Genomic DNA, 19,599 nt, shown 5'->3' with positions numbered 1-19,599 from the left:
TGCCCGCAACATAGGGGCGAAAGCGGTAAAGTCAATCTTGGAACCAGCCGGATGGCCGAAAAAGCTTAACGTTTTGACTGAAATACGCGTCTTTTCGTCATTTGGCGGTCAAATGAATCACGACCCCCGCCCCGGACGGCGAGGTCACAGCGGGGGCCTCCGCGCTGTTTTTCATCCTGAATCCGCCGGGCGTCAGGCCTTCGGAATCGCCGAATATCCGGTAGAAGGTAGCGAGGCTGCCGAACCCGCAGGTGAGGGCGATGTCGGCGATCGGCCGCGGCGGCTTCTCGCAAAGCAACCTTCGGCTCTCGCTCAGGCGCTGGGCGGTGACGGTCTGCGAAAAGCTTGCCCCGGTCGCCTCGAACAGGACGTGCAGGTAGCGGACCGAGACGCCGAGCATGCCGGCGACCATCCCTGGCGACAGGCTTGGCTTGGCAAGATGGCGCGTGATCAGGTGGCGCGCGAGGCTGAGCCGGCCGACGCGCAGCGCCTGCTGCGCCCGGCGGCTGCCCGGCCTGATCACACCGCGCTCGATCAGCGCAAGGTCCGCCACGATCTTGACCAGCGCAGGAATGCAAGCGGTATCACCGGCCTTCGTCGCTTCCTTGAAGTCGGCGAGGCAAGCTTCGAGCAGCGGCGTCCAGCCGTGATTGCCGGTCGCCGCTGAGCCCTGACGGGCTGGCTCAGATGCCGGGATTTGATCCGCTCGCAGGTCCGCGGCATCGAGATAAATGCGCGTCGCGCCTGTAGCTGGCGTTTCCTGGCTGTGATCCCCGTGCTTACCGCGCATCGTGACTGATCCCTCGCTCTGCATGAGCGCGCGCGTCGTCGGTAAGGAAATTTGCGGTGCCGAACCCGGGCGAAGCGCCGCAGTGGTTCTGGCGAAATGGCCGGAAAATATCTTCTCAATGCGCGCAGGCTGATCACTTCGGTTCAACGAACGTCGGATCGCGCGGCGGTGTGAAGTTCAAGGAGTGAAGGGGGCGCGGCGGAGCTCGGCAAACTGCGAGCGCGGTGTCCCGGCCGGTCCGGACGGGCGCTCAGGCCGTTCGCGCGCGGTAGTCGCCCGGTGTCATGGATTCGGATGCATTGAAGAGGCGGTAGAACGTCGCAAGGCTCTCGAAGCCGCAGGCAAAGGCGACCTCGGCGATCGTCTGCCTGGGCTGCTCGCGGAGCAGGCGGCGGCTTTGCTCGAGCCGGAGCGCGGTGACGGTCTCCGAGAAGCTCATCTCGGTTTCCTCGAACAGGATGTGCAGGTGACGGACCGAGATGCCGAGCAGGCCGGCAATCAGGGTTGGCGACAGCGCCGCACGCGCCAGGTGGCGCCGGATCAGGCGCCGGGCCAGCGACAAATGGGCGGTTCGCAAGGCCTGCTGCGCGAGCCGGCTCTTCGGCCGCATGATGCCGCGCTCGATCAGCGCGATATGCGCCAGCGCCTGCACCGTCGGCGCCGTGCCCGCCGCCGCGGCATCATTGCTTTCGATGAGGTCGCGGAAGCATGCTTCCAGCAGGGCCCGCAGCGCGGTCTCATCCTGCACGGGCCTGGGGACGAGTTCGCCGAGCTCGGCGCCCGGCGGGACGATGTTGGCCACCGGGACCTTGATGATGCGCAGGTGGAAGCCGTCATCGTGCAGGGGGACAGTGCGATAGGGCAGGTCCGAATAGCTGGTCGCGAACATGCCGTCGCGAACGGCAAATTCATCGAGCCGCGCGCCGCCGAACCAGCCGCCGCCGCCAAGCTGCTGGTAGATGCACAGGCTGTCGCTGGCCGCATCGGCGATGTCGCCCGTGCGCCGCTCGACGCGGTACGGCGAGGCCCGCAGCTCGACCAGCCCGGCATCGCCGAGCTTGCGCAGCGAGAACTCGCCGAAGAAGTCGCGGCGCCGGTCGGCTTCCAACTCGGCGGTGACGCCGAACAGCCCCTTGGCGCGGACCTCGCGCCAATAGTCGAAGCGATCCTTGGGATCGACTTGATCAGTAGACCATGTGTGCACGGAAAAGCCGTTGCGACGTGCGGAGAGCTCGAACCGGATGGAGCTTCGAATCTATCACGCGGGCCGTAAAAAGAAACTTGACCTAAGACAAATCGGATCCCTCATTTCGGCCTGGCGTGGCCGGCCGGAACGGCCGTCCGCGGCCGGCCTTGAACCGGCGAAACGGCTGGTCCGACTATTAGACGGCGGTCGCACGGGCGGCGCATTTGTCGTGCAGGCGGGGAAACGGGATGAAGAGCTGGCTTTCGAGACTTTCGGCGATCCTTTGGGCGGTTGCATTTGTCGCATCGGCCGCACCCGCCCAGGCCGAAAAGCGCGTCGCGCTGGTGATCGGCAATAATGACTACAGGAACGTGCCCAGGCTGCAGAAGGCGGTCAACGACGCCCGCACCATGGGCGACACGCTGAAGCAGCTCGGCTTCAGCGTCATGGTAGCCGAGAACCTCAACCGGCAGGCGTTCTCCGAGACGCTGCTCGCGTTCGACCGCGCCGTCGAACCCGGCGATACCGCGTTCTTCTTCTATGCCGGCCACGGCTTCGAGATCGCCGGCCAGAATTTCCTGCTACCGACCGACGTGCCGGCCGCCACCGAAGGGCAGGAGGAATTGGTGCGCGACGCCTCTGTTCTCGCCGACCGCATCGTCGAGCGCTTGCAGAACAAGAAGGCGCGCACCTCGATCCTGGTGTTCGACGCCTGCCGCAACAATCCGTTCGAGCGCGCCGGCACGCGCGCGGTCGCCGGCGGCGGTGGCCTCGCGCCGATGACGCAACTGCCGGAGGGCGTGTTCTCGGTGTTCTCGGCGGGGCCGCGCCAGACCGCGCTCGACCGTCTTTCGAACGATGATGCCAATCCCAATTCGGTATTCACGCGGACCTTCGCCAAGGAGCTGCTGCAGCCCGGCGAGAATCTCGTGCAGGTCGCGCAGCGCACGCGGCGCCTGGTCAGTGAGATGGCCGAGACCGTGAAGCACAAGCAGATCCCGGTCTATTTCGACCAGATGGTCGACGATGTCTTCCTGAACGGGATCGCGAAGGGGCAGGCCGAGGCGACCAAGCCGTCCGCGCCGCCGCAGCAGGTGGCCGCGCTGCCGCCGGTCGCGGTGCCGAAGCTGCCTAAGGAGGATTCGATCAACGCGCCGATCGCGAGCTTCTCGCGGCACAATGGCGGCTGGACCGTGGTGTTCTCGATCGCCGATCCGACGCTCGGGATTTCCTGGCGGATCGGCGACAGCGGCGATTTCCGCGAAACCGGCTTCATCGACACGCTCGATCCGCGCACGCGCAAGCGGATGCCCAATCCGTCGGTCGAGCTGCCGGCCGATGCGCCGGCCGCAACGATCGAGATTCGCTATGTCGATACGCAAGGCATGATGCAGGGGCCGTTCCCGATCAAGTTCGATCCCGACGCCGCGCTGATCCGCGACCAGCGCAAGATCCTCGACATGACCGCGACCAGCTGGCTGTCATTCCGCGAGTTCAACGGGCTGCTGGTCTACTATACGCACCTGATGTCGTATCGCTGCGCGATCCGCGAGGTGCGCATCGGCATCGACACCGCGGTGCCGGACAAGGTCCTGAAGATGCCATCCTGCAATTCGCGCGATCCCAGCGCGATCCCGTCTGACGCGCAGCCTTATCTGAAGCTTGCGCCGCAGACCAGGGCGGTCTCGGTCGAGCTGACCTATCGCGACGGCAGCGTGTCGGAAATCAAGACCTTCAGGCGATAGCCTTGCATCCTTGCCGCCAGATCCGCGTTACAATCGGATTCTGAGGGGCGAGGCAGCGGTGAGGACGGCATCATGGATGCAGGCAATCCGGCAGGACCGAACACGCGTCAGATCAGGGCGCGCTGCTGCGTGGTCGGTGGTGGGCCGGCCGGCATGATGCTTGGCTATCTGCTCGGACGCGCCGGAGTCGATGTCGTGGTGCTGGAGAAGCACGCCGACTTCTTCCGCGACTTCCGTGGCGACACCGTGCATCCGTCGACCCTGCAGGTGATGGACGAACTCGGCCTGATCGACGGCTTCCTGAAGCTGCCGCATCAGGACATTTAGACGCTCGACGGCATGTTCGGCGGCACCTCGGTGCGGATCGCCGATCTCCGCCGCCTCAGCGTCAAATACCCCTTCATCGCGATGATGCCACAGTGGGACTTCCTCAATTACCTGCGCGAGAGCGGCAAGCGCTTCCCCTCGCTGAAGGTGCTGATGAAGGCCGAGGCGACCGATCTGATCCGGCGCGGCGATGCTGTCGCGGGCGTGCACGCGAACACACTCGACGGCCCGGTCGAGATCGAGGCGGATCTCACCGTCGGCTGCGACGGACGTCATTCGATCGTGCGCGAGCGCGCCGGCCTCGACGTCGAGGAGATCGGCGCGCCGATGGACGTTTTGTGGTTTCGCGTCGGCCGGCGTCCGGATGAGACCGAGAATTTGTTCGCCCGCGTCGAGCACGGCAAGATGATGGTGACGTTCGATCGCGGCGACTACTGGCAATGCGCCTATGTGATCGCCAAGGGCCAATACGAGGCGGTGAAGGCGAGGGGATTGCCGGCGCTGCTCGACGACGTGCTGCGGCTGGCGCCGATCCTCAAGGCCGGCCTTGCCGACGTGAAGAGCTTTGACGACGTCAAGCTGCTCACGGTCGCGATCAATCGCCTGACGCGCTGGACCCGTCCCGGCCTGCTTTGCATCGGCGACGCCGCGCATGCGATGTCGCCGATCGGCGGCGTCGGCGTCAACCTCGCGGTGCAGGATGCGGTCGCGACCGCCAACATCCTGGCGGCGAAGCTCGTTCACGGCGTGCCGTCGGAAGACGAGCTCGATGCGGTGCGGCGGCGCCGCGAATTCCCGGTGCGCGTGACGCAGCGCATGCAGGTGATTGCGCAGAACAACATCATCAGCGCGGCGCTGAAGGCCGGCGATCAGCCGGTGCCGTTGGCGCTGCGGTTGATCACGGCAATGCCCTGGCTGCAGGGCCTCACCGCACGTCTGGTCGCCGTCGGGGTGCGGCCGGAGCACGTGCATTCGCCGGCCGCGGGCTGAACTGCGCGCCGCGCGACCGGAAGAGCGCCCGTGTTTTCAGGCCATCACCGAATAGCCGCCGTCGACGGGGATCGCGGTGCCGGTGACGAAGTCCGACGCCGGCGACGCCAGGAACACGGCGATGCCGGCGAAGTCGTCGATCGCCCCCCAGCGTGCCGCCGGCGTGCGCGCAAGCACGCGCTCGTGCAGCCCGGCCACCTGCTGGCGCGCGCCTTTGGTCAGGTCGGTATCGATCCAGCCGGGCAGGATGGCGTTGACCTGGATGTTGTCGGGAGCCCAGGCGTTGGCGCAGGCGCGGGTGTACTGTACGATGCCGCCCTTGCTCGCGGCATAGGCCGCGGCGAAGCTCGCACCGAAGATCGACATCATCGAGCCGATATTGATGATCTTGCCGTGCCCCGACGCCTTGAGCGCCGGATAAGCCGCCTTCGAGCACATGAACGCGCTGGTGAGGTTGGTGTCGATCACCTTGCTCCACTCCTCCAGTTCGAGCTCGTGCGGAGGCTTGCGGATGCTCATGCCGGCGTTGTTGACGAGAATGTCGATCCGGCCGAGCTCGCGAACGACCCGTTCGACCATGGCCGCGACGGCGGCCTTGTCGGTCACGTCGGTTGCCACCGCGATCGCCTTGGCGCCGCGCTTGCCGAGATCCTCGACGGCGGCCTTTGACTTCGCCTCGTTGCGGCCGACCACGGCAACCGCCGCGCCGGCGTCCGCCAGGCCGCGCGCCATGCCAAGCCCGATGCCGCCATTGCCGCCGGTGACGATGGCGACCCGGCCCGAGAGATCAAACTGTCCGTTTTTCATTGTTGTTGTCCGTTGAGGTTTGAACCGGGCGCGAGAGTGCCCGATCGTCACGGCGCTGACCAGATCGGCCACAGCCGGTCCGCCCTGCGCCGGCGGGCTTGCGCGTCGGGCGATTTCCATGACGTTCGGGCAACAAAAAAGCCCCGGACAATGCCGGGGCTTTTGCTCTGCTATCTCAGCAGGGATCAGTACGCAGCTCAGTACTTGGCGACAACCGGACCGGTCCAGTTGAAACGGTAGACCAGCGAGGTGCTGATGGTCTGGACAAGCGGCTTGAAGGTGATGTCGCGGCCGTTCGAGAGGTTGGTGCCGTCGACCAGCTCCGAGATGTTCTTGTTGTCGTAGTAAGCGGCGCGATACTCGGTCTTCATGAACCAGCCCGGCGCGGTGATGCCGAAGATGTTCAGGTTGTTCTCGACGCCGCCGCCGACGAACCAGCCGCCGCGATCGAAGTCGTTGGTGTGCAGACCCGAGGGAAGCGCGCTCGCGGTGTTGAACAGCGTGGTGCCCTTCCAGTGCGAGCTGGAGTAACCGGCGTTGACGTAGGACAGGACGTTCGGCGCGATCAGGTAGCCGAGGCGCGCACCAGCCGCCCAGCTGTAGTCGTTCTTGATGTTGCCGGCGACGAACGGACCCTGATCCTGGATGGTGCCCTTCAGGCTGCCGAACTGACCGTCGGCGAACACGCCGATGACCCAGCTGTTGGCGGTCTGCCAGTCATAACCGGCACCGACGGTGCCGTACCAGCCATCGCCGCCCTGGCGCTGGTTGAAGCCGAGGATCGGCGCACCCGTAACGGTCGACTGGACGCCCGTGTCAGCATCCCAGACGCCGCCGCCGCCGCCGCCGAAGATGTAGAAGCCGGTCCAGCTCGGAGCGACCGGAACCGGGGCAGGAGCCTTGGTGTAGGGGCGGGCGGCCAGATCGGCAGCCGACGCCGATGCCGTCATCGCAGCAACCGCGGTCAGAGCGAGCAAAATCTTCTTCATATCCAAATCCTCGACTAGCGTTCGATCAGGTCGCTCAGGGGAGTGCGCTGGCACCGATTCCCGAAACTCATGGTCGAACTATACGTGGTTCCGCCGGAAATGCTGTTGCTGGTGAGACACATCCGGCCGAAAACGAAGCCACTGGGGCTCTCCGAACGGGCAAAATGGCAACGCCCGCCCCAATCTGGGGGCGGCCGGAAATTCATTTCAGATCAATCGGTTGGGCCTAGACGTCGAGTAGGTCGTCGCTGGCGAATTCGGCCTTGTCGGAAATGAAGGCGAAGCGGGCTTCGGCCTTGGTGCCCATCAGCCGCTCGACCGAGTCGGCGGTGCCCTCGCGATCGTCGGCCAGCAGCACCACGCGCAGCAGCGTGCGCTTGGCCGGATCCATCGTGGTTTCCTTCAGCTGCGCCGGCATCATCTCGCCGAGGCCTTTGAAGCGGTTCACCTCGACCTTGGCGTTGGCGTTGAACTCGCTCTTCAGCAGCTCGTCCTTGTGCGCGTCGTCGCGGGCGTAGATCGACTTGGTGCCGTGCTTCAGCTTGTAGAGTGGCGGAACCGCCAGATAGAGGTGCCCTTCGTCGATCAGCCGCGGCATCTGCCGGTAGAAGAAGGTGATCAGGAGCGATGCGATGTGCGCCCCGTCGACGTCGGCGTCGGTCATGATGATGATGCGCTGGTAGCGCAGATCCTCTTCGCGGTAATGCGCGAGCGTGCCGCAGCCGATCGCCTGCACGAGGTCGGAGAGCTGCGCGTTGGCGGTCAGCTTGTCCTTGCCGGCAGAGGCGACGTTGAGGATCTTGCCGCGCAGCGGCAGCACGGCCTGCGTCTTGCGGTCGCGCGCCTGCTTGGCGCTGCCGCCGGCCGAGTCACCTTCGACGATGAAGAGCTCAGAGCCTTCGGTACCGGCGTCGGAGCAGTCGGCGAGCTTGCCGGGCAGACGCAGTTTCTTGCCGGCCGTCTTGCGCGCGGTCTCCTTTTCCTGGCGGCGGCGCAGCCGCTCCTCGGCGCGATCGATCACGAAATCGAGCAGCCGGTTGGCCTGGTTCGGATTGCCTGACAGCCAGTGATCGAACGGATCCTTCATCGCCTGTTCGACGATGCGCTGCGCTTCGGCGGTGGCGAGGCGGTCCTTCGTTTGGCCCTGGAATTCAGGCTCGCGCACGAACACCGAGAGCATCACGGCCGCGCCCACCATCACGTCTTCCGAGGTGATGGACGCCGCGCGCTTGCCCTGGCCCGCGCGTTCGGCGTGGTCCTTCAGACCGCGCAACAATGCGCTGCGCAGGCCGGATTCATGCGTACCGCCATCGGGCGTCGGCACCGTGTTGGTGTAGGACGACAGGAAGCCGTCGGCATCGGCCGTCCAGGCCACGGCCCATTCGCAGGCGCCATGCGCGCCGCTGCGGCCGGATTTGCCGGAGAAGATATCCTGATGCACCAGCGTATCGGCGTGGATCGCCGCGGCCAGATAATCCTTCAGTCCGCCGGGGAAGTGGAACTTGGCTTCCGACGGGACGTCTTCGACGCCCTTCAGGAGCTCCTGGTCGCAGTGCCAGCGAATCTCGACGCCGCCGAACAGATAGGCCTTCGAGCGCGTCATCTTGAACAGACGCTGCGGCTTGAAAGCCGCCTTGGCGCCGAAAATGTCGGTGTCCGGCTTGAAGCGGATGCGCGTGCCGCGGCGGTTGTTGACCTTGCCGAGGTCTTCGAGCTTGCCCTTGGGGTGGCCGCGCTCGAAGGTCATGCGATGCAACTGCCCGCTGCGCGCAACCTCGACCTCGAGCCGCGAGGAGAGGGCGTTGACCACGGAGACACCGACACCGTGCAGGCCGCCCGAGGTCTCGTAGACCTTGGAGTCGAACTTGCCGCCCGAGTGCAGCGTGCACATGATGACTTCGAGCGCCGACTTCTTCGGGAATTTCGGATGCGGGTCGACCGGAATGCCGCGGCCATTGTCGGTCACGGTCAGGAAGCCGTCGGCGGTCAGCTCCACGTCGATGAAGGTGGCGTGGCCCGCCAGCGCCTCATCCATGCAGTTGTCGATCACCTCGGCGAACAGGTGGTGCAGGGCCTTCTCGTCGGTGCCGCCGATATACATGCCGGGGCGCCGGCGGACCGGTTCCAGCCCTTCCAGCACCTCGATGTCAGCCGCCGTATAACCGGCTTCGGCGCTTCCAGCGGATCGCGAAGCAGCCTTCGCCGGGGCGCGTCCCTTCGGTTCCGGGGCTCCGAACAGATCGTCGGCAGATTTACTTTTGGCGTTCGACTTCAATGATTTGGCCATGGTTCTTCAAGTGACGCGCCGGTCACGGCGCGGCGAATCGGTTGCTCTGACTATGCCACGGATGGGCTGCCAATGGGGACGGCCGCGCCCTGGAGCCCGGCCATCCCCATAGATAGGAAACCGCGATTACGCCTGCGAGGTGCGGATTACAATGACCGTGAACAGGGCCATGGCGGCGACCACCAGCAGTGACCCGACGATCGGCGCCGCCTCGAACGACGGTCCCTTCAGCAGCACGGCGGCCACGCCGGCCGGGAACAGGACGCCGCCGACGATATGCAGCCAGCCCTGGATTCTGGCGAGCAGCATGCTGCCCGCTTCCGGCACCAGCCGGTAGTAGAGGCCGAACAGGAACAGCAGCACGCCGCCGACCAGATTGAGATGCGCATGCGCCGGTCCCAACGTGAAGTCGTGCTGGATACCCATGGCGATGCCCGCGAGCATTCCGAACAGCAGGACGAGAACGCTCACGCACATCATCAGCGATCCGATCATCCAGTAATTCCTTTTTCTTGTGAGGGAGATGCCAACCTGGACCTCAGGGGCCTTACGGGAAATCACGGTCGATCCCCGCCTTTGTGACTTGATGTCACGCAATCGGCTGGCTTACCTGTTCTTAGGCTGCGTGCCGCTAGAAAGGTTCATTCGAGGTTCAACGGAGCGGGAAGGCACACGACGAGATGGAAGACCTTGCGCGGGCCCTGGCCGAATTCGTGCGGCACCACCAGGCCTGGGCCGCTCCGATCGTCATGCTGCTGGCGTTCGCTGAATCGCTCGCCTTCATTTCATTGCTGGTTCCGGCCTGGGGCGCGCTGGTCGCGATCGGCGCCCTGATCGGCGTCAGCGGGATCAGCTTCTGGCCGATCTGGATCGCGGGCGGCGTTGGTGCCGCGCTCGGCGACTGGGTCTCCTACTGGTTCGGCTATCGCTACAAGGAGCAGGTCGCGCAGATGTGGCCCCTGTCGCGCTACCCGGAGATCCTGCCGCGGGGCGAGGCCTTCGTGAAGAGCTGGGGCGTGCCCAGCATCTTCATCGGCCGCTTCTTCGGTCCACTGCGCGCCTCGGTGCCGCTTGCGGCCGGCATTTTCGAGATGTCGTACTGGCAATTCCAGATCGCCAATTTCGTCTCCGCGCTGGTCTGGTCGGCGGCACTGCTGCTGTTCGGCGACGTCATTGCCCATGCCATCGAGTGGGTGTGGCGGGTGGTGTAGCAAGCTCCGGAATAAGGCCGACCTGCAGGGGTTAGGCGGGAGGGTAACCGCTCGAGCTGTCGGCATCGCGCGAGTATCGAAACGCTGATACAACCGCGCCCACCGGGCGCGAATTCATCGGGCGCAGTTTCACTTGGAAGGACAGCACATGGAATTGACACGACGTCATGCTCTCGCCGGCGCTGCCGGCATCGCCGCCGCACCGTTGCTATCAACCGTTCCTGCGGGCGCTGTGGCGCCGGTTGCCGACAAGCAGGCGCCGAGCTTCTATCGTTACAAGGTCGGCGACATCCTCGTCACCGTTGTGTCCGATGGCAAGAATGTCTTCAAGCTGGAAGACTCCTTCATCTCCAATGCAAAGCGGGACGACGTCAACGCGGCGCTTGAGAAGGCGTTCATGCCGCGCGACATGATGACGATCTGGTTCGCACCGCTGGTGCTCAACACCGGCGGCAAGCTGGTGGTGATCGACACCGGCAATGGTGCGCTGGCGAAGGCCAGCACGAAGGGCGCCAATGGCCTGTTCGCCGACAATTTCGTCGCCGCCGGCTTCGATCCCAGGAATGTCGACATGGTCGTGATCTCGCACTTCCACGGCGACCACGTGAACGGCCTCTTGACCGCCGAAGGCACGCCGGCATTCCCGAATGCCGAGGTGCTGGTGCCGGCGACCGAGTGGAAGTTCTGGATGGACGACGGCGAGATGAGCCGGGCGCCGGCCGGCCGCATGCAGGGCCTGTTCAAGAACAACCGCAATATCTTCGAAGCCGGCCTGAAGAAGAAGGTCACGCCGTACGAGTGGGGCAAGGAGATCGCGCCGGGCCTGACCTCGGTCGAGACCGTCGGCCACACGCCGGGCCACACCTCCTACGTGCTGGCCTCGGGCCCGGACAAGGTCTTCATCCAGTCCGATGTCACCAACAATCCGAACCTGTTCGCGACCAACCCCGGCTGGCATGCGTTCTTCGACCAGGACGGCGACGTGGCGGAGAAGACCCGCCGGCGCATCTACGACATGGTGGTTGCCGAGCGGCTCCAGGTGCAGGGCTTCCACTATCCGTTCCCGGGCCTCGGCCATGTGGTGAAGGACGGCAGCGGCTATCGCGTCGTGCCGGCACCGTGGAATCCGGCGATCTAGCCAGTCATTCCCCGGTGCGCCATTGCGCACCTGAGGGCGCGCGGAGCGCGAACCCCGGAATCTGGAGGTCCTAGCGCGAGATTCCGGGTTCGATGCTGTGCATCGCCCCGGAATGACAAGCAACAACTTGACGTCAAGGGGGCGCGGCCTTATAGCCGCGGCCATGATCAACGCCGCGACCATCATCATTGCCCGCCGCCGCCGCATTATCGCGGTATGGGCGGTCGCTCGCGTTTAAGACCATCGCCTCTGCCGCCGGACCCGATCCCGCGGCGCTCTCCTGAAAAAGACACGCGGTTCGATCTGGCGGCTCCTTCGTCATGCAGGAGCTTTGACCATGTATACGCCACCGCCCTTCAAGCCTGACCGTGCCGCGAGCCTTGCCTTCGCGGAAGCGCGTGGTTTCGGCATGGCCTGCGCGTGGGACGGCGGCAAGCCGATCGCCTCCGCGCTCCCGTTCTACTTGACTTACGCCGCCGACGGGACGCCGCGGGCGCTGTTTCATGTTGCCCGTCACAATCCGCTGGTAAAGCTGGCGGGCGGGTCACCTTGGCTGCTGGCCGTTACCGGCGCCGACGCCTATGTTTCGCCGGACTGGTACGTGTCACCCGATCAGGTGCCGACCTGGCTCTATCAGGCGGTGCATCTGACCGGGCCGGTGCGGACGTTGTCGGATGACGAGCTTGCCGTTCAGATCGACGCGCTGAGCGCCAAGTTCGAGGACCGGCTGCTGCCGAAAAAGCCGTGGGTGTCGGGCAAGATGACCGCCGCGAGGCTGGAAACCATGAAGAAGGCCATCGTGGGTCTCGAGATGATGGTGGAAGAGGTGGAGGGCAGCTTCAAGCTGAACCAGCACAAGTCTGAAACCGATTTCGCGGCGGTCGGCAACACGCTCGCTTTGCAGGCCGAACCCGGTGCCCAAGACATCGCGGCCTTGATGCGCGAGGTGCGCCCGCAGGCTTTCGCGCTGATACAGACCGAGATGACTACGCTTCCGAGGAGCGAGCAATGACGAAGAAGAAAATCGGAATTTTGGGCGCGTCCGGCTACACCGGCGCCGACGCGGTGCGCCTGTTGGCGCGGCACCCGAATGCCGAAATCACCGCGCTTACCGCTAACACCCATGCCGGCAAGACGATGAGCGAGGTGTTTCCTCACTTCTTCATGCTCGACCTGCCAAAACTCGTGGAATGGGAAAAGGTCGACTGGACGCGGCTCGATGCCGTGTTCTGCGGACTGCCGCACGGGACGACGCAAGAGATCATCGCCGCGGTGCTGAAAGCCAATCCCAGAATCAAGATCCTCGATATGTCCGCGGATTTCCGGCTGCGCAACAAAGACAGCTACGCGCAATGGTACGGGCATGAGCACCGGGCGCTCGAATTGCAGGACGAGGCGGTCTATGGGCTGACCGAACTCTACCGGGAGGAGGTCACGGCCGCGCGGCTGGTAGCCTGTCCCGGCTGCTATCCGACGGCGGTGCTGCTGGCGCTTGTTCCGCTGGCGAAGGCAAAGCTGATTGACGTCGACGACATCATCATCGACGCAAAGTCGGGCGTCACCGGCGCCGGACGCGGACTGAAGCAGAACACGCTGTTCAGCGAGGCCGGCGAAGGGTTGTCGCCCTATTCGATCGGAAGCCATCGACACTCGGCGGAGATTGAGCAGGAGATTGGCGCGGCCGCTGGCTCGGCTGTGACGGTGAACTTCACCCCGCATCTCATTCCGATGGCGCGGGGTGAGTTCTGCACATCCTATGTCAAGCTCAACGGGGCTACGCCGGACGATTTGCGCGCCGAGCTGGAAAGGGCCTACGCCAACGAGCCGTTCGTATATGTGACGAAGAAGGGTGTGCTGCCACAGACGCAGAACGTGCGTGGTTCGAATTATGTTCAGATCGGCGTCGTCGCCGACCGGATCAAGAACCGCGCCATCGTGCTCTCGACGCTCGATAATCTTGTGAAGGGTTCGGCCGGACAGGCGATCCAGAACATGAACCTGATGTTCGGCTTGCCCGAAACCACCGGACTGGAGCAGATCGCGCTGTTTCCATGAGCGGGGGTTGTTGTCGCTGGCGAGGGGCGCTCAATCTAAGGATAACTGCTTATCCCCGTTGGCGGCGCAGGCGCGGCCAGATGTGTTAAACGAAACGAACGAGCTCGAAAGGAACGTGCCATGACCCTCACCGACACCAACCAACCGAAAACCAGGAGCGGTGCGACCAAGGCCACCGTGTTCGTCGATGGCGCGTCCGGCACGACCGGCCTCGGCATCCAGGAGCGGCTGCTCTCGATCGGCGACGTTGCGGTGAAGCACATCGCCGAGGACAAGCGGAAGGATGCCGGCGCCAAGCGCGCGCTGATGGAGGAGGTGGATCTCGTGATCCTCTGCCTGCCTGACGAGGCCGCCAAGGAGACTGTGGCGCTGATCGACACGATGGGCAATGCCGCGCCGAAAGTGCTCGACGCCTCGACGGCCTATCGCGTTGCGCCCGACTGGGCCTACGGTTTTCCTGAGCTCGCGCCCGACCAGGCCGACAAGATCCGTAACGCGAAGAAGGTCTCCAATCCGGGTTGCTATCCGACCGGCGCGATCGCGCTGCTGCGGCCGATCGTCGATGCCGGCGTGCTGCCGGCGGATTATCCCGTCACCGTCAACGCGGTGAGCGGCTATTCGGGCGGCGGCAAGTCGATGATCGCCAGCTTCGAGGACGGCTCGGCGCCGGCCTTCGAACTCTACGGCCTCGGCTTCGAGCACAAGCACGTTCCGGAGATGCAGCTCTATTCGCACCTGACGCGAAGGCCGATCTTCATCCCGTCGGTCGGCAACTACCGGCAGGGCATGCTGGTCTCGGTGCCGCTGCAACTCGACGCGCTGCCGGGCAAGCCTGATGGTACCGATCTGCAAGCGACTCTGGCGAAATGGTACGCCGGCAGCAAATATGTCTCGGTGATGCCGCTGCAGAACGAGGCCGCCAAGGGCGGGCGGCTCGAGCCGGAGGCGCTCAACGAGACCAACCAACTCGAGCTCTACGTCTTCGCCAGCGACAAGCACCACCAGGCGGTGCTGGTCGCGCGGCTCGACAATCTGGGCAAGGGCGCCTCGGGTGCCGCGGTCCAGAACATGCGGCTGATGCTCGGGCTGGCCGACAGCTGACGGCGACGCGGATCGTGGACGACGCCACGCTGCAGTTCTATCGGCGCAATGCCGAGGCCTATGCCGGGTGGGCGAAAGCCCCGTCCACCCGGCTGATCGGCTTTCTGAAGCTGCTGCCGCCGGGCGGCGCGATCCTCGAACTCGGCTGCGGCGCCGGCAATCATGCCGCCGTCATGCTCGCCGAAGGCTTTGTGCTGCGTGCGACCGACGGGTCGCCCGAGATGGCCGAGGTCGCGGCGCGCCGCATCAAACATCCCGTCGAGGCGATGCTGTTCGATGAGCTCGAGGACCGCGAAGCCTATGACGGCGTCTGGGCCAGCGCCTGCCTGCTGCACGTGCCGCGCGACGAATTGGCCGACATCATCGGCCGCATCCATCGGGCGCTGAAACCCGGTGGCGTTTTCTACGCGAGCTACAAGATCGGCCATGGCGATGGCCGCGACAGCATCGGCCGCTACTACAATTATCCCGCGGCGGACTGGCTCGCTGCGACCTACGCCGCGTCAGGGGCGTGGACGCAAGTCTCGTCCGACACCAGCGAGATCAAGAGCTTTGACGAGGCGCCCGCGACGATGCTGCACATCGTGGTGCGCAAGGGCGGGTAGTTGAGGCCGCGCCGGCGCGGCTGTCGCCGCAACCGGCGGGAATATCTGGATCAGAGGACCTTGAAGATCGCGAGCGCCAGCACCGCCTGGGCGAGGAAGCCGACCGTAAAAGCCAGGGTGCGGAACACCGGCAGGCCGAGCGTGTACACGATCAGGTGTGCGACGCGCGCCCAGAAATAGACGGCGCAGGCGAGCACGGTCCACTTGGTGGAATAGTCGGCCGCATTGAGGATCAGGACCAGCGGCGCGAAGATCACGAGGTTCTCGACCGCGTTGTCATGGGCGAACATCAGCCGGTTGGCCCATTCCGCGTGCGGCTTGTCGTTGCGCGAGGGGTTGCCCATGGCGGCGGAGAGGCCGCGCACCTGGCAGCGGTTGATGATGTAGGGGATCCACAACAGCCCGGTCAGGATCACCGTCAGTGACAGCCAGAACAGTTCGCGCGTCATCGTCTCCCCCTCACGTGAATTCGATTCCCGACCGTCGGGACCGTCTGTTTATAGCTGAGCGGAAGAGTTGGCGCTACGCGCGGACGCGGACATAGCTGCCCGGGGCGTCCTCGAGCACCTGCGTGCCGTTGGAGCCGACCATGCGCGCCGGGACCGTCTCCGGGTCATGGCTTTCCAGCCAGCCGCGCCAGTCGGGCCACCACGAGCCCTTGTGCTCCTCGGCTCCCTTCAGCCAGTCGGCGAGCTTCATGTCCTTGATGTTGTCGTTGGTCCAGTACTGGTACTTGTTCGACGCGGGTGGATTGACCACGCCGGCGATATGGCCGGAGCCGGACAGCACATATCTCACCGGGCCGCCGAAGAACTGCGAACCGTAGAGCACCGATTCCGCCGGCGCGATGTGATCCTCGCGGGCGGCGAGGTTGTAGACCGGCACCTTCACCTTCGACAGATCGAGCAGCGTGTTGTCCAGCACCATGGTGCCGGTCGACAGCCGGTTCTCCAGATAGCAGTTGCGCAGGTAGTAGGAGTGGTTCGACGACGGCATCCGCGTCGCATCCGAATTCCAGTGCAGCAGGTCGAACGAGGACGGCGTCTGGCCTTTCAGATAATTGTTCACGACATACGACCAGATCAGGTCGTTCGAGCGCAGCATGTTGAAGGCCATCGCCATCTTGCTGCCCTCGAGCACGCCGGATTCCTGCATGTCGCGTTCGAGCGCCGAGATCTGGTCCTCGTCGACGAACACCAGGAGATCGCCGGCATGGGTGAAGTCGACCTGCGCGGCAAAGAACGTCGCCGACGTCACGCGCTGGCGGCGCTTCTCGGCGAGATAGGCGAGCGTCGAGGCGAGCAGGGTGCCGCCGACGCAATAGCCGGCGGTATGCACCTTCATCTCGCCGGTGACCTTCTCGATGACGTCCATCGCCGTCAGCGGGCCTTCGGTCATGTAGTCGGCCCAGGTCTTCTTGCCGAGCTCCTTGTCCGGATTGACCCAGGAGATCACGAACACCGTGATGCCCTGGTCGACGCACCATTTGATGTAGGATTTCTCGGGGCGCAGATCGAGGATGTAGAACTTGTTGATCCAGGGCGGCACGATCAGCAGCGGCGTGCGCAGCACGTTCTCGGTCGCCGGCGAATACTGGATCAGCTGCATCAGCTCGTTCTGGAAGATCACCTTGCCCGGCGTCGTCGCCATGTTGACGCCGACCTCGAGATTGCTCGAGTCGGACTGGCGGATCCGCAGCGTGCCGTGGCCGGCCTCGATATCCTCGGCCAGCATCTTCATGCCGCGCACCAGATTGTCGCCATTGGTCTCGACGGTGGCGCGCAGCACCTCCGGATTGGTCAGCACGAAATTCGACGGCGCCAGCGCGTTGGTGATCTGCTGGACGTAGAATTCGGCCTTCTTGCGCGTGTGGGGATCGATCCCGTCGGCGTCATGGACCAGCTGCTGCGCCCATTTCGCGGTCAGCAAATAGAGCTGCAGGATGAAGTCGAAGAACTGGTTCGACTTCCATTCCGGATCCTGGAAGCGCTTGTCGCGCGGGGCCGGGGCGATCGCCGGCTTGGCATCGGCCTCGCCGGCCATGCGGCGCACCGCCGAGCCCCAGAGATCGAGATAGTCCTTGCCGAGCTGCATCTGCAGCGACGAGGCGCGCTCCTTGTCGGACAGCCAGTATTCGGCGATCACGCTGAAGGTCTTGATGACCTCACCGAGCTCATTCGGCGGCTTGTCGCGGACTTCTCCGGTCTGGCGCGGCTTGAGATAGGCTGCCAGCGCCTGGCCGCTGCTCTCCATCGCCCGCGCGATGTTCATGGCGAAGGCTTCGGCGTTGAATTTCGGGGTGGCCTGGGTGTCGGTACTAACGTTGCTCATCTGAGGTACAATATCGCGTCGTTTGGAGGGCGTCATCGCGCGGTGCGGCAACGCAAATCAGTCAAAATCCAGCATTTCGCTCTGTTGCGGTGCGAGAAAAAATCTTTGTTCCGTCATATTGAAGCCTCAGGGGTCGCTTTTGGTGTTCCCGCTTTAAGCGTTTCGGGCGACAATGGTTTGAAACGCTAAAGTCGAAATTAACGCAGCGGGACGCTGCAAGGCTCGTACCAGTGCGACCCGTGTCGGCAACGTGCGACGTGCGCGCTAGCTTGTTGGGGACAATTCGGCGCATGCCGATCGATCGAATGAACAGGGGGCTCGCGGCCGCAGTGCTGCTCGCGTCGTTGGTGGCGCTGAGCGGGTGCTCGAGCACGATCGCCGATATGACGATGCCGGCCGATGCGCCGGCGCGCGAGAAGGACGCCGCCGGCTACCTGCCGGTCCATGATCTTCCGCCCGACCGCGCCGACCCGACGATCAAGCCGGCGGACCAGGCCAAGATCGAGCAGGAGCTCATTGCCGCGCGCGCGCGCCAGGCCTCGACGGCTGCCCAAAGCGGGAAGTAGCGCCCGACAAACGGCCGATCAGCGCTGGCGCCGCCCGGTGTCCGTGCTAAAAGAAACCCAGTTCAACCGCAGATCCGGCCGCAGCCCCCAGATCGTGCGCCTGAATTCGCTCTAAGTCATTGATTCAGTGCGATTTCTGTCAGAGGCCGAGCCGGCTTCCGCAAACTACGCCAAGGGGGTCGATTCTGGCATCGCGGTTGTCGGAGCAAGGGTCCCATGGAAGATTTTTACCGCATTCGCCGTCTGCCGCCTTATGTCTTTGAGAAGGTCAACCAGGCCAAGGCGGCCGCGCGCAACGCCGGGGCCGACATCATCGACATGGGTATGGGGAACCCGGACCTGCCGACCCCGCCGCATGTGATCGAGAAGCTCAAGGAGACGCTGGGCAAGCCGCGGACCGACCGCTACTCGGCCTCGCGCGGCATCAACGGCCTGCGCAAGGCCCAGGCCGCCTATTATGCGCGCCGCTTCGGCGTCAAGCTCAACCCCGACACCCAGGTGGTTGCGACGCTCGGCTCGAAGGAGGGGTTTGCCAACGTCGCGCAGGCGATCACGGCGCCGGGCGACGTCGTGCTGTGCCCCAATCCGAGCTACCCGATCCATGCCTTCGGCTTCCTGATGGCGGGCGGCGTGATCCGCTCGGTGCCCTCGGAGCCGACGCCGCAGTTCTTCGAGGCGGTCGAGCGGGCGATCATCCATTCGATCCCGAAGCCGATCGCGCTGATCGTCTGCTATCCGTCGAACCCGACAGCCTACGTCGCGGACCTCGACTTCTACAAGGATCTCGTCGCGTTCGCGAAGAAGCACGACATCTTCATCCTGTCCGATCTCGCCTATGCCGAGGTTTATTTCGACGAGAACAATCCGCCGCCGTCGGTGCTGCAGGTGCCCGGCGCGATCGACGTCACCGTCGAGTTCACCTCGATGTCGAAGACGTTCTCGATGGCCGGCTGGCGCATGGGCTTTGCGGTCGGCAATGAGCGGATCATCGCGGCGCTGGCGCGGGTCAAATCCTATCTCGATTACGGCGCGTTCACGCCGGTCCAGGTGGCGGCGACCGCGGCGCTGAACGGTCCCGACGACTGCATCCGCGAGATGCGCGACACCTACCGCAAGCGCCGCGATGCGCTGGTCGAGTCATTTGGTCGCGCCGGCTGGGACATTCCGCCGCCGCAGGCCTCGATGTTCGCCTGGGCGCCGCTGCCCAAGGCGTTCGAGGCGGTCGGCAGCATGCAGTTCGCGACCCTGATGGTGGAGAAATCCGGCGTCGTGGTGTCGCCCGGCGTGGCGTTCGGTGAGCATGGCGAGGGCTATGTCCGCATCGCGATGGTGGAGAACGAGCAGCGCATCCGGCAGGCTGCGCGCGGCGTGCGCCGCTTCCTTGAAAGCGGCATCGAAACGTTGCACAACGTCGTTCCTCTCGCCAACCGACGCTAATCCTTCCAGGTTGCTTAATCTCCAGGTCCCTTAA

Annotated in this window: 17 protein-coding genes and 1 pseudogene; 10 read left to right on the top strand and 8 right to left on the bottom strand. The window is 64.7% G+C overall.

The genetic code is table 11. The annotated features are described in order from the left end of the window. Positions 1 to 97 precede the first annotated feature (97 nt). Complete coding sequence (locus J2R76_RS08370; protein ID WP_309143530.1) at positions 98 to 790, bottom strand: helix-turn-helix transcriptional regulator; 693 nt, start codon at positions 788 to 790, stop codon at positions 98 to 100. 250 nt (positions 791 to 1,040) lie between these two features. Continuing rightward, on the bottom strand, positions 1,041 to 1,994 hold the full coding sequence (locus J2R76_RS08365) for a helix-turn-helix transcriptional regulator (protein ID WP_076828710.1): 954 nt from the start codon (positions 1,992 to 1,994) through the stop codon (positions 1,041 to 1,043). Positions 1,995 to 2,224: 230 nt separating this feature from the next. On the opposite strand from J2R76_RS08365, the gene J2R76_RS08360 reads away from it, so the two are divergent. Further along, a complete protein-coding gene (locus J2R76_RS08360; protein WP_141341088.1) occupies positions 2,225 to 3,721 on the top strand; it encodes a caspase family protein in 1,497 nt (498 codons plus the stop codon). 72 nt (positions 3,722 to 3,793) lie between these two features. Then, positions 3,794 to 5,038, top strand: a pseudogene (locus tag J2R76_RS08355) (FAD-dependent oxidoreductase). Between the two features lie 36 nt (positions 5,039 to 5,074). On the opposite strand, the gene J2R76_RS08350 reads toward J2R76_RS08355, so the two are convergent. The 4 genes from J2R76_RS08350 to J2R76_RS08335 all read right to left on the bottom strand — a co-directional run bounded on the left by J2R76_RS08350 (position 5,075) and on the right by J2R76_RS08335 (position 9,598). Next, positions 5,075 to 5,845 carry an SDR family NAD(P)-dependent oxidoreductase gene (locus J2R76_RS08350; RefSeq protein ID WP_016842941.1) on the bottom strand — a complete coding sequence of 257 codons (771 nt, stop codon included), beginning with the start codon at positions 5,843 to 5,845 and terminating at the stop codon, positions 5,075 to 5,077. 197 nt (positions 5,846 to 6,042) lie between these two features. Beyond that, positions 6,043 to 6,834, bottom strand: a complete 792-nt coding sequence (locus J2R76_RS08345; protein WP_076828706.1) for an outer membrane protein — start codon at positions 6,832 to 6,834, stop codon at positions 6,043 to 6,045. Positions 6,835 to 7,060: 226 nt separating this feature from the next. Beyond that, positions 7,061 to 9,121 carry a DNA topoisomerase IV subunit B gene (gene parE / locus J2R76_RS08340; RefSeq protein ID WP_076828704.1) on the bottom strand — a complete coding sequence of 687 codons (2,061 nt, stop codon included), beginning with the start codon at positions 9,119 to 9,121 and terminating at the stop codon, positions 7,061 to 7,063. A gap of 126 nt (positions 9,122 to 9,247) precedes the next feature. Then, the gene (locus J2R76_RS08335; RefSeq protein ID WP_244558850.1) at positions 9,248 to 9,598 is read right to left on the bottom strand and encodes a hypothetical protein; all 351 of its coding nucleotides are present in this window, start codon (positions 9,596 to 9,598) and stop codon (positions 9,248 to 9,250) included. 203 nt (positions 9,599 to 9,801) lie between these two features. Here J2R76_RS08335 and J2R76_RS08330 point away from each other — a divergent pair, with 203 nt between their 5' ends. From J2R76_RS08330 to J2R76_RS08305, 6 genes are all read left to right on the top strand, one after another. After that, positions 9,802 to 10,332, top strand: coding sequence for a DedA family protein (locus J2R76_RS08330; protein WP_028332199.1), 531 nt, complete (start codon positions 9,802 to 9,804; stop codon positions 10,330 to 10,332). A gap of 148 nt (positions 10,333 to 10,480) precedes the next feature. After that, positions 10,481 to 11,470, top strand: coding sequence for an MBL fold metallo-hydrolase (locus J2R76_RS08325; protein WP_076828702.1), 990 nt, complete (start codon positions 10,481 to 10,483; stop codon positions 11,468 to 11,470). Between the two features lie 337 nt (positions 11,471 to 11,807). Continuing rightward, the gene (locus J2R76_RS08320; RefSeq protein ID WP_076828700.1) at positions 11,808 to 12,482 is read left to right on the top strand and encodes an FMN-binding negative transcriptional regulator; all 675 of its coding nucleotides are present in this window, start codon (positions 11,808 to 11,810) and stop codon (positions 12,480 to 12,482) included. Next, a complete protein-coding gene (gene argC / locus J2R76_RS08315; protein WP_057018591.1) occupies positions 12,479 to 13,525 on the top strand; it encodes an N-acetyl-gamma-glutamyl-phosphate reductase in 1,047 nt (348 codons plus the stop codon). Before J2R76_RS08320 ends, argC (J2R76_RS08315) begins: the two co-directional genes overlap by 4 nt. A 120-nt stretch (positions 13,526 to 13,645) precedes the next feature. After that, positions 13,646 to 14,626 (top strand): N-acetyl-gamma-glutamyl-phosphate reductase, encoded by a 981-nt coding sequence (argC, locus tag J2R76_RS08310; protein ID WP_076828697.1) that lies wholly within the window; start codon positions 13,646 to 13,648, stop codon positions 14,624 to 14,626. Between the two features lie 14 nt (positions 14,627 to 14,640). Next, positions 14,641 to 15,231, top strand: coding sequence for a bifunctional 2-polyprenyl-6-hydroxyphenol methylase/3-demethylubiquinol 3-O-methyltransferase UbiG (locus J2R76_RS08305; protein ID WP_057018589.1), 591 nt, complete (start codon positions 14,641 to 14,643; stop codon positions 15,229 to 15,231). Positions 15,232 to 15,281: 50 nt separating this feature from the next. Here J2R76_RS08305 and J2R76_RS08300 read toward each other — a convergent pair whose 3' ends face one another. Together J2R76_RS08300 and J2R76_RS08295 are read right to left on the bottom strand one after the other, a co-directional pair. Beyond that, positions 15,282 to 15,680 (bottom strand): MAPEG family protein, encoded by a 399-nt coding sequence (locus J2R76_RS08300; RefSeq protein WP_076828695.1) that lies wholly within the window; start codon positions 15,678 to 15,680, stop codon positions 15,282 to 15,284. A 73-nt stretch (positions 15,681 to 15,753) separates the two neighbouring features. Next, positions 15,754 to 17,562, bottom strand: coding sequence for an alpha/beta hydrolase (locus J2R76_RS08295; protein ID WP_076828693.1), 1,809 nt, complete (start codon positions 17,560 to 17,562; stop codon positions 15,754 to 15,756). Positions 17,563 to 17,852: 290 nt separating this feature from the next. Between J2R76_RS08295 and J2R76_RS08290 the strand changes: the two genes are divergently transcribed. Together J2R76_RS08290 and J2R76_RS08285 are read left to right on the top strand one after the other, a co-directional pair. After that, complete coding sequence (locus tag J2R76_RS08290) at positions 17,853 to 18,128, top strand: hypothetical protein (RefSeq protein ID WP_057018586.1); 276 nt, start codon at positions 17,853 to 17,855, stop codon at positions 18,126 to 18,128. Between the two features lie 216 nt (positions 18,129 to 18,344). Beyond that, positions 18,345 to 19,565: an LL-diaminopimelate aminotransferase gene (locus J2R76_RS08285; RefSeq protein WP_016842955.1), complete on the top strand. Its 1,221-nt coding sequence runs from the start codon at positions 18,345 to 18,347 to the stop codon at positions 19,563 to 19,565. The last annotated feature ends 34 nt before the right edge of the window (positions 19,566 to 19,599 follow it).

Origin of the sequence: Bradyrhizobium sp. USDA 4532 (genome assembly GCF_024171315.1) — a bacterium.
Lineage (GTDB): Bacteria > Pseudomonadota > Alphaproteobacteria > Rhizobiales > Xanthobacteraceae > Bradyrhizobium > Bradyrhizobium australafricanum.
Note: the sequence above shows the minus strand (reverse complement) of the source record. Positions and strands in the feature narration are given on the sequence as shown.

Excerpts from the sequence above, each read along its gene's own strand:
- J2R76_RS08295 (WP_076828693.1), bottom strand. The coding sequence starts at position 17,562 with ATGAGCAACGTTAGTACCGACACCCAGGCCACCCCGAAATTCAACGCC.
- J2R76_RS08320 (WP_076828700.1), top strand. The coding sequence starts at position 11,808 with ATGTATACGCCACCGCCCTTCAAGCCTGACCGTGCCGCGAGCCTTGCC.
- J2R76_RS08360 (WP_141341088.1), top strand. The coding sequence starts at position 2,225 with ATGAAGAGCTGGCTTTCGAGACTTTCGGCGATCCTTTGGGCGGTTGCA.
- J2R76_RS08285 (WP_016842955.1), top strand. The coding sequence starts at position 18,345 with ATGGAAGATTTTTACCGCATTCGCCGTCTGCCGCCTTATGTCTTTGAG.
- J2R76_RS08345 (WP_076828706.1), bottom strand. The coding sequence starts at position 6,834 with ATGAAGAAGATTTTGCTCGCTCTGACCGCGGTTGCTGCGATGACGGCA.
- J2R76_RS08370 (WP_309143530.1), bottom strand. The coding sequence starts at position 790 with ATGCGCGGTAAGCACGGGGATCACAGCCAGGAAACGCCAGCTACAGGC.
- J2R76_RS08290 (WP_057018586.1), top strand. The coding sequence starts at position 17,853 with ATGCCGATCGATCGAATGAACAGGGGGCTCGCGGCCGCAGTGCTGCTC.
- J2R76_RS08335 (WP_244558850.1), bottom strand. The coding sequence starts at position 9,598 with ATGTGCGTGAGCGTTCTCGTCCTGCTGTTCGGAATGCTCGCGGGCATC.
- parE (WP_076828704.1), bottom strand. The coding sequence starts at position 9,121 with ATGGCCAAATCATTGAAGTCGAACGCCAAAAGTAAATCTGCCGACGAT.
- J2R76_RS08330 (WP_028332199.1), top strand. The coding sequence starts at position 9,802 with ATGGAAGACCTTGCGCGGGCCCTGGCCGAATTCGTGCGGCACCACCAG.
- J2R76_RS08300 (WP_076828695.1), bottom strand. The coding sequence starts at position 15,680 with ATGACGCGCGAACTGTTCTGGCTGTCACTGACGGTGATCCTGACCGGG.
- J2R76_RS08325 (WP_076828702.1), top strand. The coding sequence starts at position 10,481 with ATGGAATTGACACGACGTCATGCTCTCGCCGGCGCTGCCGGCATCGCC.
- argC (WP_076828697.1), top strand. The coding sequence starts at position 13,646 with ATGACCCTCACCGACACCAACCAACCGAAAACCAGGAGCGGTGCGACC.
- J2R76_RS08350 (WP_016842941.1), bottom strand. The coding sequence starts at position 5,845 with ATGAAAAACGGACAGTTTGATCTCTCGGGCCGGGTCGCCATCGTCACC.
- argC (WP_057018591.1), top strand. The coding sequence starts at position 12,479 with ATGACGAAGAAGAAAATCGGAATTTTGGGCGCGTCCGGCTACACCGGC.